A 1,358-nucleotide genomic window follows, 5' to 3' on the forward strand; every position below is an offset into this window, starting at 1 on the left:
CGGCGGCTGCCTCCGCCGGAACGACCGGGGCCGCCGGAACGACCGGGGCGGCCGGTCCGACGGCGCTGAGCGCGGCCGTGGCCACCGCCTGCGGCGAGGTGGAGGACACCTTCGCCGTCTCGGTGCAACACGTGGTGGTGGGCGACGTGGAACTGGACGAGCCGCTGACGGCACTGGTGCAGGCCGCCCGCGAGGCGGTGGTGAACGCCGCCAAGCACGCGGGGGTGGACGAGATCAGCGTCTACGCCGAGGTCGAACCGGCCACGGTCACCATGTTCGTGCGGGACCGGGGAGCCGGGTTCGACCCGGAGTCGGTCCCGGACGACCGACATGGCCTCGCCGACTCGATCCGGGGCAGGATGGAGCGCAACGGCGGCACCTGCCGGCTGCGGACCGCGCCCGGCGAGGGCACCGAGGTGCAGTTGGGCATGCCGCGCGCGGTCGCGGAGACGAGCACGTGAGGGGACAGCTGTGAGTGACCGGGAACCGGACCACGGGACCGACCACGGGGCCGACGGGACGACCGGCGCCCCCGCTGCGCCGGTGACCGTGTTCCTCGTCGACGACCACGCGCTGTTCCGGGCCGGGGCGCGGACGGAGCTGGAGAACTTCGCGGACGAGGTGCGCGTGGTCGGGGAGGCCGGTTCCGTCGCCGAGGCGGTCGCCGGGATCGCCCGCGCCCGCCCGCAGGTGGTGCTGCTCGACGTGCACATGCCGGACGGGGGCGGTGCCGAGGTGCTGCGCCGGGTGCGGCCCGAACTCCCCGACGTGGTGTTCCTGGCGCTGTCGGTGTCCGACGCGGCCGAGGACGTCATCGCGGTGATCCGGGCGGGCGCCCGGGGCTACGTCACCAAGACGATCTCGTCGCGGGACCTGGTGCGGGCGGTGGTCCGGGTCGCCGACGGGGACGCGGTGTTCTCCCCGCGGCTGGCCGGGTTCGTGCTCGACGCGTTCGCCGACCGCCCCGGCTCCGCGCCGATCAGCGACCCCGAACTGGATCTGCTCACGCCGCGCGAACGGGACGTGCTGCGCCTGCTGGCGCGCGGCTACGCCTACAAGGAGATCGCCTCGGAGCTGTTCATCTCCGTCAAGACCGTGGAGACGCACGTGTCCAGCGTGTTGCGCAAGACCCAGCTCTCGAATCGCTACGAGCTGTCCCGCTGGGCCTCCGACCGCCGCCTGGTCTGAGCCCGGGCCCGGGACGGGCCGGTGGGCCGGCTCAGAGGGTGCTGGCGGCGAGCAGCACGGTGGCCACGACCACGAGCACCAGCAGCCCCCAGGCGACGACCACGCCCGGCTGCCGGACGCTCGGACCGGGACCGGGCCGGGGAGCCGGGGTGGGCAACCCGGCATCGGCG

2 protein-coding genes are annotated in these 1,358 nt (G+C 74.7%); both read left to right on the top strand.

Translation table 11 applies throughout. The features are described from left to right. On the top strand, positions 1 to 461 hold a 461-nt coding region (locus tag SACPADRAFT_RS26395; RefSeq protein WP_007027630.1), incomplete at its 5' end, for a sensor histidine kinase. 82 nt (positions 462 to 543) lie between these two features. Beyond that, on the top strand, positions 544 to 1,188 hold the full coding sequence (locus SACPADRAFT_RS0208395; protein WP_028662324.1) for a response regulator: 645 nt from the start codon (positions 544 to 546) through the stop codon (positions 1,186 to 1,188). The last annotated feature ends 170 nt before the right edge of the window (positions 1,189 to 1,358 follow it).

The organism is Saccharomonospora iraqiensis subsp. paurometabolica YIM 90007, from assembly GCF_000231035.2.
GTDB lineage: Bacteria > Actinomycetota > Actinomycetes > Mycobacteriales > Pseudonocardiaceae > Saccharomonospora > Saccharomonospora paurometabolica.